Genomic DNA, 14,673 nt, shown 5'->3' with positions numbered 1-14,673 from the left:
CACCATCACACGCTTCATTCCGCGAAAACTACTCTCCTCATAGACGCCCATGGCAATAAGTGATTAGATCACTTGATATGTCCGAGGTAACGCGGCCCACGCTTTCCGACGCGCTGACCGAGCGCATGCTGGAGCTCATCCGTACGGGCGGGCACCAGCCAGGAGACAGGCTGCCCTCGACCAGGGAGCTCTCCCAGCGCTTCGCCGTCACCACCCCGACGCTGCGCGAGGCGCTCCGCAGGCTGGAGGCCACCGGCGCCATCGAGATGCGGCACGGCTCAGGCATCTACGTCGGGGCCGACATCGAGCGGCTCGTCCTGCCCAACCCGAACATGCGCGAGATCCGCGCCGCCCGGCTGCTGGAGCTGCTCGACGCGCGGATCCTGATCGAGCCGCCGCTGGCCGCCATGGCCGCCGAGCACGCAGGCCGCGAGGAGATGGCGGCGCTCAAGCTGGCACTCGACGAGGCGGGCAGGCACCTGCGCGGCGAGGACGCCGAGCTGCACGACGCGAACATGACCTTCCACCGGGCGACCGCGCGGATGGCGGGCAACAGCGTGCTGAACGAGGTCGTCGACTCGCTGCTCACCGTTCACGGGCCCGAGCAGCGGGAGATCCTGCAGATCTTCGACGACCGGCGCCGGGACTACGAAGAGCACCTGGCGATCCTGGAGGCCGTCGAGGCACGTGACGCGGCGGAGGCCGAAGAGCGCATGCGGGCCCACCTGGTCGACGTGAAGACGGTTATCGAGGACCGGTTGCAATCCCCCCGATGAGAACCAAGGAGGCCGGCCCATGCTCCGGTCACGTGTTGCCATGCTCGGCGTGGCGGCGCTCGTCCTGGCCGCCTGTGGCGGCAACGGCGCCGCGGCGCCGCAGAAGAAGACCGAACTGACGCTGTACAACGACAAGGGCGCGTGGACGAAGTACTTCGACGAGATGGGGGCCCTGTCGAAGCAGAGCATCGGCCTGGGCATGAAGCCGACGGGGTACACGGACTCGGCGCAGTACCAGGCGTTCATCAAGGCGTCGTTCCGGACGAACGTCAAGCCCGACCTGTTCACCTGGCAGACCGGGGGGATGCTGGAGGAGGTCGTCAAGCAGAAGCAGGTGGCCGACACCACGGCCGTCTGGCAGGAGGCGATCAAGGCCGGTGATCTGTCGCAGGATCTCGCGCCCTACTACACGATCGGCGGCAAGCAGTACTGCGTGCCGATGAACGTCGCGTACTGGGGCATGTTCTACAACAAAAAGATCTTCGACAAGTTCGGCCTGAAGCCGCCCACCACGTGGGACGAGCTGGTCCAGACGGCCGAGACCTTGAAGAAGAACGGGGTCAAGGCGTTCTACCACACCAGCGTGCTGTTCTCGTTCGTCTGGTTCGAGCAGCTCATGGCCGGCACCGACCCCGACCTGTACGACCGCCTGGCCACCGGCAAGGCCAAGTACACCGACCCGGGCGTGGTCCAGGTGATGGAGCGGTGGAAGCAGCTCATCGACGCCGGATATTTCATCAATCCGGGCGATAAAACGGATCCCGGCGACGTGCTGAAGAACGGCAAGGCCGCCATGGTCTCCTTCGGCAGCTGGTTCAACACCAGCATGGCCCAGCGCAACCTGAAGCCGGGCACCGACTACGACTTCTTCGTCATCCCCAACGTCAACGCCGCGCTCCCCAAGACCTCGATGATCTTCGAGAGCGGCCCGCTCTGCTCGCTGGCCAAGGCGGCCGACCCCGACGCGAGCATGAAATACCTCAAGTGGTGGACCACCGCCGAGGCCCAGGAGAAGTGGGCCACGAGCCGGGGCGACGTGAGCGCCAACCCCAAGGTGACGATCGAGGACCAGGCGCTCGGCGCCGTCACCAAGGACGCGGGCAGCGGCAAGTACCGGCTGGTCAACCGCTACTTCGAGGCCACGCCGCCGCCCATTCTGACGGCCGCGCTCGACGGCTTCAGCAAGTTCGTCACCGAGCCGGGCGCCTACAAGGAAGTTCTCGAGACCATCCAGAAGGCCGCCGACGAGTACTGGAGCACGCATCAGTGAGCGCCCGTACGCCCATGCTCGGTCGGTTCCGGCACGGATATGTGGCGCCTGCGGCCATCCTGGTCGCGGTGCTGCTCTACGCGCCGTTCGTGTGGACCGCCTATCTGAGCTTCACCCGGTACGACGGCCTGGAGCCGCCGGCCTGGATCGGCTTCGGCAACTTCGTCAGCCTGCTCGACGACCCGTCGCTGCTCACCTCGATCCGCAACACGCTGATCTGGGTCGCCGGCACCATGGTGCTGCCGGTCGGGCTCGGCCTGCTGGTCGCGGTCCTGTCGTACGACATCAAGGGCGGCGCGTGGTACCGCGTGCCGTTCATGCTGCCGTACGCCCTCAGCGGCGCGGGCCTGGCGATGGTCTGGAGCCCGGTCCTGTCGCACGGCGGGGTCGCCAACCTGTTACTCGGCGTGGACACCGCGTTCCTGCAGGAGGCGCCGCAGAACACCCTGGCGATGCTGCTGGTCTGGACGTGGCAGCAGCTCGGCGTGAACACGTTGCTGTTCGTGGTCGGGCTGCAGTCCATCCCCAAGGATCCGATCGAGGCGGCCAAGCTCGACGGGGCGTCTGGGTGGCGGCTGTTCAGGCACGTCATCTGGCCGCTGATGAGGCCGCTGACGGCGGTCGTGGTCGGGCTCGCGCTGGTGTCCAGCCTGAAGACGTTCGACATCGTGTGGGTGCTGACGCAGGGCGGGCCTGGGCGCAACTCCGAGACGCTGGCGGTCACCATGTACAAGGAGACGTTCGTGGCGAGCGACTACGGCTACGGCTCGGCGGTCGCGGTGTTGCTGACCGTGGTCACCGGGCTGGCGTCCTACCTCTACCTGAGGAGGCAGGTCCGATGATCCGCAGAGCCGTGCTGGTCGTGCTCGGGCTGATCTGGCTCGGGCCCACGTACCTGCTGCTCGTCAACGCCTCGCGGCCGGCGGCATCGTACGATCCCGCGAGCGCCTGGGTGCCGTCCGGCGACTTCGCGCTGTTCGAGAACTTCGCCTGGGCTGTCGACGGCGCCCACCTGGCCGGGAGCCTGGCCAGCAGCGCGCTCTACAGCGTCGTGTCCCCGCTGCTCGGCGTGGTCATCGGCGCTCTGGCCGGGTACACGATCGTGGTGCTGCGGCTGCGGCACGGGTTCTGGTGGTTCCTGCTGATCTTCGGCGGCACCATCTTCCCCTCGCAGATGCTGCTCGTGCCGCTGTTCGTCAGCTACAGCGACGCGGGCCTGTACGACACCCGCCTCGGCCTGATCCTCGTCTACACGGCGATCAACGTGCCGCTGGGCGCGTTCGTGCTGCGTAACTTCTACTCCGGCGTGGCGTTCTCGATCTTCGAGGCCGCCCGCATGGACGGCGCCTCCACCTGGCGGATCTTCTGGCGCATCTACCTGCCGATGTCGCTCAGCGCGCTGATGGCCGTGTTCATCCTCGAGTTCACCTTCATCTGGAACGACCTCGTCTTCGGCCTGACCCTGACCCAGGCCGAGGATGTGCGGCCGGTGATGACCGCCATCGCCGGGCTCATGACCGACGTCTACGCCGGCACCCCGGTGCCCGTCGGCCTGGCGGCGGGGCTCATGGTCTCGCTGCCGACCGTCGTGCTTTTCCTCGCCACCCAGCGCCTCTTCGCCCGAGGCCTGTCTCTAGGGAGTGTTTGATGACCAGCCGGTTGCTCCAGCGGAGCCTGGGTAGTCCCGACTACGACGGGATCAGGCAGGCGCTGCGGGACGACACCTCGACGCCCGTCATCAGTGTGCGCGGGCTGGAGGTGCGCGTCGCGGTGCTGCCGCTGTTCACCCACGACGGCCGCCAGGCGGTCCGGGTGTCGAGCACCGAGCCGCTCACCCACGTGCTGGTCGGTGTGGACAGCGCGTCAGGCAAGGACGTGACGCTGCTGGTGCCCGAGGTGGACGCGCCGCACGCGCTCACACTGGAGTGCCGCGACGACGCCGGGGTGGTCGGCAGCGCGCGGATCACGGTGACGCCGCAGCGCAAATGGAGTGTGTTCGTCGTGCACCACTCGCACCTGGACATCGGCTACACCGACCCGCAGGGCACCGTGCTCCGCCACCACCTGGACTACCTGGACGCGGCGCTGCGGCTGGCGGAGGAGACCGCGTCCTGGCCGGACGACGCCAAGTTCCGGTGGACGGTCGAGTCGTCGATGCCCGCGCTGAAGTGGCTGGCCGCGCGGCCGGCGGACATGGTGGCGTCATTCGCCCAGAAGGCCCGCGAGGGCGTGATCGAGGTGACCGCGCTGCCGTTCCAGCTCCACACGGAGGCGTGCTCGACCGAGGAGCTGCACCGGCAGCTCCGCTTCACCGGACAGCTCTACGACAGGTACGGCTTCGCCACCAAGTCGGCCATGCACACCGACGTGCCGGGTGCGGTCGTCGGCCTGGTGGACGCGCTCAGCTCGGCCGGCGTGCGCTACCTGGCGGCGGCGCACAACTGGGCCGGGCGCTCTGTTCCGTATTTGCATGGCGGCGACAAGCTGACCAGGCCGTTCCGGTGGCGGGCGCCGAGCGGGAACGAGCTGCTCGTGTGGTTCACCGACACGCCGCACGGGATGGCGTACATGGAGGGCAACACGGTCGGACTCACCGACTCCTACGAGCTGGCCGACGACCTGCTGCCGCGCTACCTGTCGGCGCTGGCCTCGCGCGGCTACCCGTACGGGCCCGGCACGTTCGGGTGGCAGGGGCCCGACGCGCCGCGGGAGCCGTACGAGCTGGACGTGCTGCACCTGCGGGTGCAGGGCGCGCACGCCGACAACGCGGGGCCGTCGATCGTGCCCGCGGAGATCGCGCGCAGGTGGAACGAGCAGTGGGCCTTCCCGCGCCTGCGTTCGGCGGTCAACAGCGACTTCTTCGAGCACGTCGAGGAGCGCTATCTGGACCGGCTGGCGGTGCACGAGGGCGACTGGACGGACTGGTGGGCCGACGGGCTCGGCTCGGGCGCGCGCCCGCTCGGCTACGTCCGCCGGGCGCAGTCGGCGCTGAGGGCCGCCGAGACGCTGCACACGATCGCCGGCGCGGACGCCACCGAGCAGATCGACGAGGCTTACGACAAGGTAGCGCTGTTCAACGAGCACACCTGGGGCGCGGCCAACCCGTGGGAGGACGCCGAGGAGGCCGGCGACTCCGGCGGCCTGCAGTGGAACCGCAAGTCCTCCGGGGCCTACCAGGCCCAGGACGACGCGTCCGACCTGCTGCACGCGGCCGTGAGGCGGTTCGCCGCGGCGCTCTCCGAGGGCGGCGGCGAGGGCGGTGCACTGGCCTCCTTCGCCGTGTTCAACCCGGGGACCTGGGCGCGGACCGACATCATGCGCGCGTTCCTGCCGCGCGACGTGGTGGGCGTGGACGTGCCGATCGCGCTGGTGGACGCGCGGACCGGGGAGACGCTGCCGCACCACGAGGAGTTCGTGGACCCGGACGACTGGCCGACGCGGCCGATCGGCCGGCACATCCACGCGGTCGTGCCGGACATTCCGGGATTCGGGTACGCGCGCCTCGACGTCGTCCCCGGCCAGATCCAGGCCCCGGAGCCGGTGGAGCTCGGCGACACCCCAGTGATCGAGAACGAGTTCTACCGCGTGGCCTACGACGTGCGCGAGGGCTACATCAGCTCGGTCTTCGACAAGAAGGCGGGCCGTGAGCTGGTCAACGCCGATGCCGCCGCCGGCTTCGGCCAGTACGTCTACGACCAGTACGCCACCGCCCCGCATTTCAACCATTTGTCGGGACATGTCGGGGCGCATGACCGCACCCTCCTCGGCGACCGGGCCATCGGAAAGCACGCCACCATCACCAAGTGCCAGCGCACCGCCGTGGGCGAGAAGCTGGTCGTGGAGCTGCAGGGCAAGGGCGTCGACTGGATCCGCACCACGATCGAGCTGCACTACGGCGTGCCCCGGCTGGACCTGACCTACCAGCTCGCCAAGCAGGGCACCCCGGCCAAGGAGGCGGTGTTCCTGGCCTTCCCGTTCGCCGCGGGCGCGGCCACGGCGTGGGAGCTGACCGGCGGCGTCGGCGGCCCCGGCGTGCCGCGTGTGCCCGGCTCGGCCGAGTACATGCTGCCGATCAGGCACTGGATCGCCTTCGAGGACCCCGAGCTGACCATCGCCTGGGCCACGCTGGAGGCGCCGCTGGTGCAGCTCGGCACCATCCACATGCCGTACGCGCCGTTCCCGCCCACGCTCGACCAGGAGGACGGCACGGTCTACTCGTGGGCGCTCAACAACATCTGGGACACGAACTTCCCCGCGCAGCAGCAGGGCGAGACCACGTTCCGGTACGCGGTCACCTCGGCGGCGGCCGCTCAGGGCCGTCGGCTGGGCGCGGCGGCGGCCTCCGGGCTGACCGAGCCGTTCGTCGGCGCGCTGATCAGCGACAGCCCCGCGGCCACCGAGACGTACGCCTCCGTCGACCACCCCGACGTGCTGATCACGTCGATCGGGCGCGCCGGCGGCGAGCGCGTGGTGCGGCTGCAGTCGCTGGCCGCCGAGCCGGTCGAGGCGACGGTCGGCATGCCAGGACATGAGACGGTCAAGGTACGGCTGCCTGCCTGCGGGGTCGCCGTCATTGGGGGGACGCGTTCGTGAAGATCGTTGACATCAGGGCCACGACGGTCGCCGTCCCGCTGGAGGCGCCGCTGCGGCACAGCAACGGCGCGCACTGGGGCCGGTTCGTACGCACGATCGTCGAGGTCGAGGCCGACAACGGGCTCGTCGGCCTGGGGGAGATGGGCGGCGGGGGCGAAAGCGCCGAGGCCGCGTTCCGCGCGCTGATGCCGTACTTGAAGGACCACGACCCCTTCCAGCTGGAGGCGCTCCGCTTCAAGATCGCCAACCCGACGGCGTCGCTCTACAACAACAGGACGCAGCTCCTGGCCGCCGTCGAGTTCGCCTGCATCGACCTCATCGGGCAGCAGCTCGGCGTGCCCGCCTGCGACCTGCTGGGCGGGCGGATCCGCGACGCCGTGCCGTTCGCCTCGTACCTGTTCTTCCGCTACGCCGACGCCGGCTACGGCGAGATCCGTACACCCGAGCAGCTCGTCGAGCACACCGCGCAGCTCAAGGCCGCGCACGGGTTCGACGTGCACAAGCTCAAGGGCGGGGTGTTCCCGCCGGACTACGAGCTGGAGTGCTACCGGGCGCTGGCCGAGGCGTTCCCCGGGGACCGGCTCAGGTACGACCCGAACGCCGTGCTGTCCGTGGCCGAGGGGCTGCGCTTCGGCCGGGCCATCGAGGGGCTGAACAACGACTACCTGGAGGACCCGGTCTGGGGGCTCGAAGGGCTCCGGGCCATTCGCGAGCAGGTCAGGGTGCCGCTGGCGACGAACACCGTGGTGGTCAACTTCGAGCAGCTCGCCTCGAACGTGTTGCGCAGGGCCGCCGACGTGGTGCTGCTCGACACGACGTTCTGGGGCGGGATCAGGCCGTGCGTGAAGGCGGCGGGGGTGTGTGAGACGTTCCAGCTCGGGGTGGCCGTGCACTCGTCGGGGGAGCTGGGGATCCAGCTCGCGACCATGCTGCACCTCGGCGCCGTGCTGCCGAACCTCACGTACTCCGCCGACGCCCACTACCACCAGCTGCGCGACGACGTGATCGAGGGCGGCAAGCTGGCGTACGTGGACGGCGCCATCGCCGTGCCTTCGGGACCCGGGCTGGGCGTGCGCCTGGATCCGGAGCGTGTCGCCCGCTATGCCGAGCTTTATCGGGAAATAGGCGGCTATCCGTACGACCGTGACCCCGGGCGGCCCGGCTGGTACGCCACGGTCCCGAACGAGCGCTTCGCCGACCCCACGGTGTCCCTCGATATGGCCCCATAATTTGGCGAATGTCTGAAGAGTCGAAGCCTGCTCCGCCAGCGGACAACCTTGTCACCACGTCGCACAGCCTGCCGTCGGGGCAGGCGTACACCGCCACCACCGGCACCATGGTGCTGCGCGAGGAGGTCTTCACCGACGGCGCGTTCGACGGCCTGCGCCCTAAGGCCGAGATGTTCGTCACGTCGTACACGCTGGATGGCCCCGACTCGTTGAGCAGGCCGGTCACGTTCGCGTTCAACGGCGGGCCGGGATCGTCGAGCGTGTGGCTGCACCTGGGCGTGCTCGGGCCGCGCCGGGTCGTGATGGGGGACGCGGGGGCGCTGCTGCCGCCCCCGTACGGGCTGGCCGACAACGAGGAGAGCCTGCTGGCGGTGAGCGACCTGGTCTTCATCGACCCGGTCTCCACCGGCTACTCGCGGGCGGCCCAGGGGGAGAAGGCCGAGCCGTACCACGGCTTCACCGGCGACCTGCAGTCGCGCTATGGCATGTACCTCAACGGCGTGATGCTGATCTCCTCGGTGCTCGACTACATCACCGGGGACTTCAACGAGGGCAACGACCTGGCTTACGCCCTTTACCTGCCGACCTACGCGGCCATCGCGCACTATCACGGGCTGCACGGCGACCGGTCGCTGGCCGGCGTGCTGCGCGAGGCCGAGGAGTTCGCCGAGCGCGACTACCCGTGGGCGCTGGCCCGCGGCAACCGGCTCACCGCCGAGGAGCGCGCCGCCGCGGTCGCCAGGATCGCCGCGTTGACGGGGCTGAGCGAGGACTACGTCGACCGGGTGAACCTGCGGATCGAGCACATCCGGTTCTTCACCGAGCTGCTGCGCTCGCGCCGCCTGACCGTCGGGCGGCTCGACGGTCGCTTCACCGGCTGGGACCCGGACTCGGGGCGGGAGCACTTCTCCGCCGACCCCAGCATGAACGCGATCATGGGGCCCTACAGCGCCGCGCTCAACCACTACCTCCGCACGGAGCTGGGCTACGCCAACGACTTCTCGATCTGACTTGCGATATGCGTGAACGAATGACTACTCCTTGCTACTGCACGCCCCGCGCCCAGGCGACGCGGGGCACCCTCCCCTGCCCGGCCCTGGTCGGGCGGGCAAGCGTCCGGAGGGACACGCATCAACGGACCGGCGTTGGCTGCCCCGCGCAGTCCGTCGGCACCAGGGCGTGACGACGATCAGCAGGCCCTGGCCGCGGAACCCATCCCGGCTCAGGATCTCCTTGCTGATCAGAGACGCTGCGCCAGTCAGCGGACATGGCCGTCAGGCGTGCTCGGCGAGAACGCCTGACGCCTGCCGGAGGCGGTGCTCCAGGTTGGCGCGGAGCGCGGCGAAGCGGTCGGCGTTGTCGCGGATGAGCGCCCGCTGCAGGTCCGCGTCGGCCGCGTGCCAGGCGACCACCAGGCCCGACGACCACTTGCAGGCCGTGTCGGCGGTCGCGGTCTGCTTCTCGTCCTCGCTCACGGCCTGTTTGTCCAGGTCCCAGCGGCTGTCGGCGATGGCCGCCTCGGGAGCCGGGTAGGAGTGGCCGGCCTGGCTCATGCACGACTGCCAGCGCTTGACCGCCGCCGTCACGGACGGGTGCTTGGCGGCCTGCTCCAGCGTGAGGGAGTCCTGCAGGGACAGCCACGGCCAGTCCGCCTTTCGCGCGCCCCGCCCCAGGGTGAGCGACGCCCGGTCCAGGCAGCCCCGGTGGGCGGCGGTGCCGTACAGGCGGTGGCGGGCGGGCTTGGGCAGCTTGGCCGCCCAGGAGCGCGTGGTGCCGGGGGACGGCGGGCGGGCCAGGTGGTAGCCGTAGTGCCGGGCCGCCTCGGTGTCCACGACGCCGTAACGGCGGGAGTTGCCCGGGTCCACCGCGGCGATGGCGGCCGGGTCCTCGGCGGGCGGGTCGATGGTGACGCCCTGCTTGCGCATGCACCGGATGACCAGGAGATTGTGGGCGTTGCCCAGGATGGCCCGCTGCTCGGGAGTGGTCTTGTAGGCGTCGAACGGCAGCACCAGTTGCGACACCGACGTGACGCCCGGCGCGCGCGACTCCTGCCTGGGCTCGTCGGCGGCGCAGGCCGCGACGGACAGCAGCAGCAGCGTGCTCGCGAGAAGCCCGCGACGGCCGGTCTCCGGCGGCCAGTCCCGGAAGTCGGCACTCCCGTTCCTGGTCAGCGGCACCAGATATCGAGGAAGCTGGTGCGGTCGTCGGCGACGGCCTTTTTGGATGGCCTCACAGGTCTCTCCTCGGTGAGTTGTTTCCACCTAGTAACTTAGCGTGCCGAATCGCATGCGTGCAGTTAAGGCGCGCCGATCCGGTAAGGCCTGCACGCTGGCGGCGGGTCGCGTGCCGGCACTACTCGGGAAGCGCCGCCGGGTTCTGCGCCAGCAGGCCGCCGTCCACGCGGTGCTCAGCCCCCGTGATGAACGACGAGCGCGGCCCTGCCAGGAACGCCACCAGCTCCGCCACCTCCTCCGGCCGGCCCACCCGGCCCAGCGGGTGGGAGCGGCCCCACTGCTGGATCTGCTCCTCCTGCGACAGGTCGCCCCGCCACAGGTCCGCCGCCCAGCGCAGCATCGGCGTGTCCACCGAGCCGGGACACACGACGTTGACCCTGATGCCGTCGGGCGCGTGGTCCAGCGCCATGGCCCTGGTCAGGCCGTTGAGCGCGGCCTTGCTCGCGGTGTAGGCCGCCACTTGCGCCTGCGAGGAGAACGCCTGCACCGACGACATGATCACGATCGAGCCGCCGCCGCGGGCCCTGAGCCGGGGGATGGCCGCCTGGCACGCGAGGTAGACGCCCTTGAGGTTGATGTCGAGCACCTCGTCCCAGACGTCCTCGGGGGTGTCCTCCACGGTGCCGTAGCGCTGCACGCCCGCGCAGGTCACGACGATGTCGAGCCCGCCGTACCTGGTCACCGCCAGGTCGACCAGGTCGCGCATCTCGCCCGCCCGCCGCACGTCGGCGATCCGGCCGACGACGTGCTCGGTGTCGAGCTCGGCGCCCTTGTCCACGCCGCAGAACACCACGGACGCCCCGCCGTCGGCCAGCCGGTCGACCACCGCCCGCCCGATGCCCATCGAACCGCCCGTAACCAGCGCCACCTTGCCACCGAACTCGCTACGCTCGCTCACGCCAACACCTCCGCGCGCCACCGCAACACCTTCGTCTCGTGCGGGTCCAGGATGAGGGCCGTGCCGTTGTCCACGGCGGCGGCCAGGCCGTCGGTCGGCATGCTGGAGAACGGCTCGAGCCCGACCGTGTACGCCCGTCCCCACCAGGGGTAGCCGGTGGACGCGCCGAGCTCCTGCCACATCCACAGGTAGGGGAGGAGCGACGCATCCCATTCCACCCGCATACCGATATCCCCCGAAATCTCGTACCAACCCTCGTCGAAGCCGGTCATGTACACGATGTCGCTCGGTGCCCCCGGCTCCTGCACCACGCTCAGGTCGGTCTCGCCGCCTTGATCGGCGGGTACGCTCGGCCACGTCCACGGCCCACCGGCCGCGACCCGGCGTCCTGCCGGGTTGATCGCGCTCTGGTGCGGGATCACGGTGACGCCCTCCGGCAGCCTGATCCTGGCTCCGGGGCGCAGGAACGGCCGGCCGTACACGATGTGCTGGCCCCACATGGCGTGCAGCGGGACGGGGGATTCGTTGGTGGCCCGCCCCTCGACCTCCAGCGCGGCCGTGCCCGACCGCACCCTGAAGACCTTCTCGACCCGGTACGGCAGCCGCCGCGTCCGTACGCGCAGCCGTACCGCGACCTCTTCCGGGGAGTCGGCCACCACCTCGCACTCCCACGGCAGCCCGGAGACCTCCCCGTGCTGTGCCAGCCGCGCGCCGCGGTATTCGCTCGGCGCGCCGCCGCTGGGGAAGATCTCCTGCCAGCCGCCCTCGTAGTGGTCGATGAACTGGGCGACGTCGTCGGCCGCGCCATGGAGGTGGTCGTGCGGGTTGCGCAGGCCCTGCGGGGAGAGCCAGACGAAGTCCGTGTCGGTGGGCTTGTGCAGGAACTCCACCACGTCGCCGCCCTTGTCCGGCACGACGGTCACGCGCAGCCGCTCGTTCTCCAGCACGACCGCCCGCAGCCCGTCGATCACGACGTGCCGCAGGCGGGCCGCCCAGTTACGCCTCACTGGAAGGTCACGTCCAGGAATCTCGGCCGGTAGATGGACACGTCGCGGTAGTGGTCGGTGTTCACGAAGCTGTTGACGTTGTACGACACCACGAGCCCGTTGCCCGCTACCTCGGGATGGGCGTGGGCGTTGTAGGTGAAGATGTTCCCGTTGGTTTCGGGGGTCGCGTAGATGTGCTGCTTGCCCGTGAAGGGGCCGAACGGGGAGCACGAGGCGTAGGCCACGATGTTCCGGCTCAGCACCTCGGTCGTGTCATGCGTGATCAGGACATATCCGGATCCGACCCGGCTGACGCTGAACTCGTTCGCCACGCCGCTCATGATCCGCGCCGAGTCGGCCTCGTTCCGCGACCAGGTGCCGTCGGCCTTGAGGTACTCCCAGCTGCCCAGCAGGCTCTGGCCCTTGACCCGGGCGACGTGCATGTACTTCGGCGAGCCGAGGTCCTCGACGCCGTAGATGTAGGTGTACCCGCCGTCCTTGAGCGTCGCGGAGGCCCAGGAGACGCCGTGTCCGGACGGCAGGTCGTGCACGCTGATCGGCCGGTCGAGCCGTCCCGGGGCGAACCTGGCCACCGTGTTCCGGTGCCAGCGCCAGTCCCACGCGCCGGGGCCGTACCGCTCGTACTCCTGGTAGGTGACCTCCACGATCCCGCCGGCCAGCGTCGCGTCGCCGGCCCAGAACCAGTGGTCCTTGTCGCGGGGCGGCATCACGGCGGCGGGCTTCTGGGGTGTGCCGCCGTAGATCGTGGACAGCTTGCCGCCGCGCTCGACAGCGAAGCTGTTGTTCAGGAAGACCGTCGTGCCGCCCTCCTCGACCACGGGCGGGCGCGACCCGCCGGGGTTGACCTGGCCGAGGAAGGTGTCGGAGAAGATCCACAACTCCTTGCCGCTCGGCAGCCTGAGCGAGTAGGTGCCGTCGGCGCCCGTCCAGTCGTCCAACCGGCTGTTGTCGTTGCCGTAGTTGGTGAACAGGCTGGTCAGCCGCGCGTTAGTGGTCGCGCTCTTGACCGTTGGCGCGCAGGCCGAGGCCAGGGTGACCTGTTGTTCTTGCTGTGCGGCGCTCGGCACCGGTTTGGGCGGGGCGGCCCAGGCGTGCTGCGGCACGACCGTGAGACCGAGCATCGCGATGGTCAGGGAGGCAAGGGCGGAGCGGAATCGCGTCATCACTGGTTCCGATTCCTAGGGGGTGGGGGGTCCTTACAGTTCTAGTCATTAGATCACTTACTGTCTAGGGCCTCCGGTAGGGGTTCTCACATCCGTCGGCACTGAGTAGTGGGACTGGACTGCACTAAAGTGATGACCCCTGAAATGTCTCCAGTGGAGGTCATATGCCGGTCACTCGCCGGGGTCTGCTCAAGATCGGCGCCGGAGGCCGCAAGGCCGGCATCTTCTACAAGAGCGCTCTCGTCTGACCGTGCGAAAAATGTGGTGCCCCAGCCGGTAAGTCCCGGGTAGCCTGCGCGAGTGGGCCACGTCGAAGTAGGACATCTGACATACGTGCTGCCCGACGGGCGGCCCCTGCTCAACGACGTCTCCTTCAGAGTCGGCGAAGGCGTCAAGGCCGCGCTCGTCGGGCCCAACGGCGCGGGCAAGACCACGCTCATGCGGCTGATCGCCGGCGATCTGCAGCCGGTCGACGGCAGCGTGGCCAGTTCGGGCGGGCTGGGCGTGATGCGCCAGTTCATCGGCAGCGTGCACGACGGCAGCAACGTCCGCGACCTGCTGCTGGGCGTCGCGCCGCAGGCCGTGCGCCAGGCGGCCGGGCGGCTCGACGTGGCCGAGCTGGCGATGATGGAGCGCGACGACGAGAAGACGCAGATCCGGTACGCGCAGGCCATCAGCGACTACACCGACGCGGGCGGCTACGACATCGAGGTGTTGTGGGACACCTGTACGGTGGCTGCGCTCGGCATGTCGTACGAACGGGTGAAATATCGGGACGTGGCGACGCTGTCGGGCGGCGAGCAGAAGCGGCTCGTCCTCGAGGCGCTGCTCCGCGGCCCCGACCAGACGCTGCTGCTCGACGAGCCGGACAACTACCTCGACGTGCCCGGCAAGGAGTGGCTGGAGCAGCAGCTCAAGGAGACGCCCAAGACCGTGCTGCTGGTCAGCCACGACCGCCAGCTGCTCGCCAACTCCGCCGACCGGATCGTCACCGTCGAGTCCGGGAACATCTGGATCCACGGCGGCGGGTTCACCACATACTCCGAGGCCCGCAAGGCCCGCAACGAGCGCCTCGACGAGCTGCGCAGACGCTGGGACGAGGAGCACGCCAAGCTCAAGGCCCTGGTCAACATGCTCAAGAACAAGGCCAGGTACAACGACGGCATGGCCCCCGCCTACCACGCCGCCCAGACGCGGCTGCGCAAGTTCGAGGAGGCGGGCCCGCCCGAGGTGGCCCCGAGCGATCAGAACATCAAGATGCGCCTGCGCGGCGGCCGCACCGGCAAGCGCGCGGTCATCTGCGAGCAACTGGAGCTCACCGGCCTGATGCGGCCGTTCGACATAGAGGTCTGGTACGCCGAGCGGGTCGCGGTGCTCGGCTCCAACGGCTCGGGCAAATCCCACTTCCTGCGCCTGCTGGCGGGGGAAGCTTGCTTCCCCGGCACTCAAGACGCTTCTTCCTCTTTGGATGGTCGGGGGGGTCGCGGGGGGCTTGCCCCCCGC

General features: G+C 69.5%; 12 protein-coding genes. 8 read left to right on the top strand and 4 right to left on the bottom strand.

Features of this window, described 5'->3' with window-relative positions; genetic code table 11:
- Window positions 1-77 precede the first annotated feature (77 nt).
- Genes EJK15_RS08920 through EJK15_RS08890 form a run of 7 tightly spaced genes read left to right on the top strand, consistent with a single transcriptional unit; the run spans window position 78 to window position 8,878 of the window.
- On the top strand, window positions 78-776 hold the full coding sequence (locus EJK15_RS08920) for a FadR/GntR family transcriptional regulator (RefSeq protein ID WP_138709906.1): 699 nt from the start codon (window positions 78-80) through the stop codon (window positions 774-776).
- Window positions 777-795: 19 nt separating this feature from the next.
- Window positions 796-2,046, top strand: a complete 1,251-nt coding sequence (locus tag EJK15_RS08915) for an ABC transporter substrate-binding protein (protein ID WP_138709905.1) — start codon at window positions 796-798, stop codon at window positions 2,044-2,046.
- A gap of 14 nt (window positions 2,047-2,060) precedes the next feature.
- A complete protein-coding gene (locus EJK15_RS08910) occupies window positions 2,061-2,888 on the top strand; it encodes a carbohydrate ABC transporter permease (protein ID WP_138709904.1) in 828 nt (275 codons plus the stop codon).
- Complete coding sequence (locus EJK15_RS08905) at window positions 2,885-3,694, top strand: carbohydrate ABC transporter permease (RefSeq protein WP_138709903.1); 810 nt, start codon at window positions 2,885-2,887, stop codon at window positions 3,692-3,694. Before EJK15_RS08910 ends, EJK15_RS08905 begins: the two co-directional genes overlap by 4 nt.
- The gene (locus EJK15_RS08900; protein WP_138709902.1) at window positions 3,694-6,639 is read left to right on the top strand and encodes a glycoside hydrolase family 38 N-terminal domain-containing protein; all 2,946 of its coding nucleotides are present in this window, start codon (window positions 3,694-3,696) and stop codon (window positions 6,637-6,639) included. The genes EJK15_RS08905 and EJK15_RS08900 overlap by 1 nt, the downstream gene beginning before the upstream one ends.
- The gene (locus EJK15_RS08895) at window positions 6,636-7,868 is read left to right on the top strand and encodes an enolase C-terminal domain-like protein (protein ID WP_138709901.1); all 1,233 of its coding nucleotides are present in this window, start codon (window positions 6,636-6,638) and stop codon (window positions 7,866-7,868) included. The genes EJK15_RS08900 and EJK15_RS08895 overlap by 4 nt, the downstream gene beginning before the upstream one ends.
- Window positions 7,869-7,876: 8 nt before the next feature.
- Window positions 7,877-8,878: a S10 family peptidase gene (locus EJK15_RS08890; RefSeq protein ID WP_240776854.1), complete on the top strand. Its 1,002-nt coding sequence runs from the start codon at window positions 7,877-7,879 to the stop codon at window positions 8,876-8,878.
- Between the two features lie 264 nt (window positions 8,879-9,142).
- Here the strand turns inward: EJK15_RS08890 and EJK15_RS08885 are convergent, their stop codons facing one another.
- From EJK15_RS08885 to EJK15_RS08870, 4 genes are all read right to left on the bottom strand, one after another.
- A complete protein-coding gene (locus EJK15_RS08885; RefSeq protein ID WP_138709900.1) occupies window positions 9,143-10,045 on the bottom strand; it encodes a hypothetical protein in 903 nt (300 codons plus the stop codon).
- A 175-nt stretch (window positions 10,046-10,220) separates the two neighbouring features.
- On the bottom strand, window positions 10,221-11,000 hold the full coding sequence (locus EJK15_RS08880) for an SDR family NAD(P)-dependent oxidoreductase (protein WP_240776853.1): 780 nt from the start codon (window positions 10,998-11,000) through the stop codon (window positions 10,221-10,223).
- Window positions 10,997-12,007 carry a DUF4432 family protein gene (locus tag EJK15_RS08875; RefSeq protein WP_138709899.1) on the bottom strand — a complete coding sequence of 337 codons (1,011 nt, stop codon included), beginning with the start codon at window positions 12,005-12,007 and terminating at the stop codon, window positions 10,997-10,999. The genes EJK15_RS08880 and EJK15_RS08875 overlap by 4 nt, the downstream gene beginning before the upstream one ends.
- Window positions 12,004-13,170: a DUF4185 domain-containing protein gene (locus EJK15_RS08870; protein ID WP_138709898.1), complete on the bottom strand. Its 1,167-nt coding sequence runs from the start codon at window positions 13,168-13,170 to the stop codon at window positions 12,004-12,006. Before EJK15_RS08870 ends, EJK15_RS08875 begins: the two co-directional genes overlap by 4 nt.
- 300 nt (window positions 13,171-13,470) lie before the next feature.
- Between EJK15_RS08870 and EJK15_RS08865 the strand changes: the two genes are divergently transcribed.
- On the top strand, window positions 13,471-14,673 hold a 1,203-nt coding region (locus tag EJK15_RS08865), incomplete at its 3' end, for an ATP-binding cassette domain-containing protein (protein ID WP_240776852.1).

Origin of the sequence: Nonomuraea basaltis, assembly GCF_005893125.1 — a bacterium.
Classification (GTDB): domain Bacteria; phylum Actinomycetota; class Actinomycetes; order Streptosporangiales; family Streptosporangiaceae; genus Nonomuraea; species Nonomuraea basaltis.
This window is presented reverse-complemented; position numbering and strand designations above follow the sequence as displayed.

Coding starts and splice junctions, on each gene's coding strand:
- EJK15_RS08920 (WP_138709906.1), top strand. CDS start 78: ATGTCCGAGGTAACGCGGCCCACGCTTTCCGACGCGCTGACCGAGCGC.
- EJK15_RS08915 (WP_138709905.1), top strand. CDS start 796: ATGCTCCGGTCACGTGTTGCCATGCTCGGCGTGGCGGCGCTCGTCCTG.
- EJK15_RS08910 (WP_138709904.1), top strand. CDS start 2,061: ATGCTCGGTCGGTTCCGGCACGGATATGTGGCGCCTGCGGCCATCCTG.
- EJK15_RS08905 (WP_138709903.1), top strand. CDS start 2,885: ATGATCCGCAGAGCCGTGCTGGTCGTGCTCGGGCTGATCTGGCTCGGG.
- EJK15_RS08900 (WP_138709902.1), top strand. CDS start 3,694: ATGACCAGCCGGTTGCTCCAGCGGAGCCTGGGTAGTCCCGACTACGAC.
- EJK15_RS08890 (WP_240776854.1), top strand. CDS start 7,877: ATGTCTGAAGAGTCGAAGCCTGCTCCGCCAGCGGACAACCTTGTCACC.
- EJK15_RS08870 (WP_138709898.1), bottom strand. CDS start 13,170: ATGACGCGATTCCGCTCCGCCCTTGCCTCCCTGACCATCGCGATGCTC.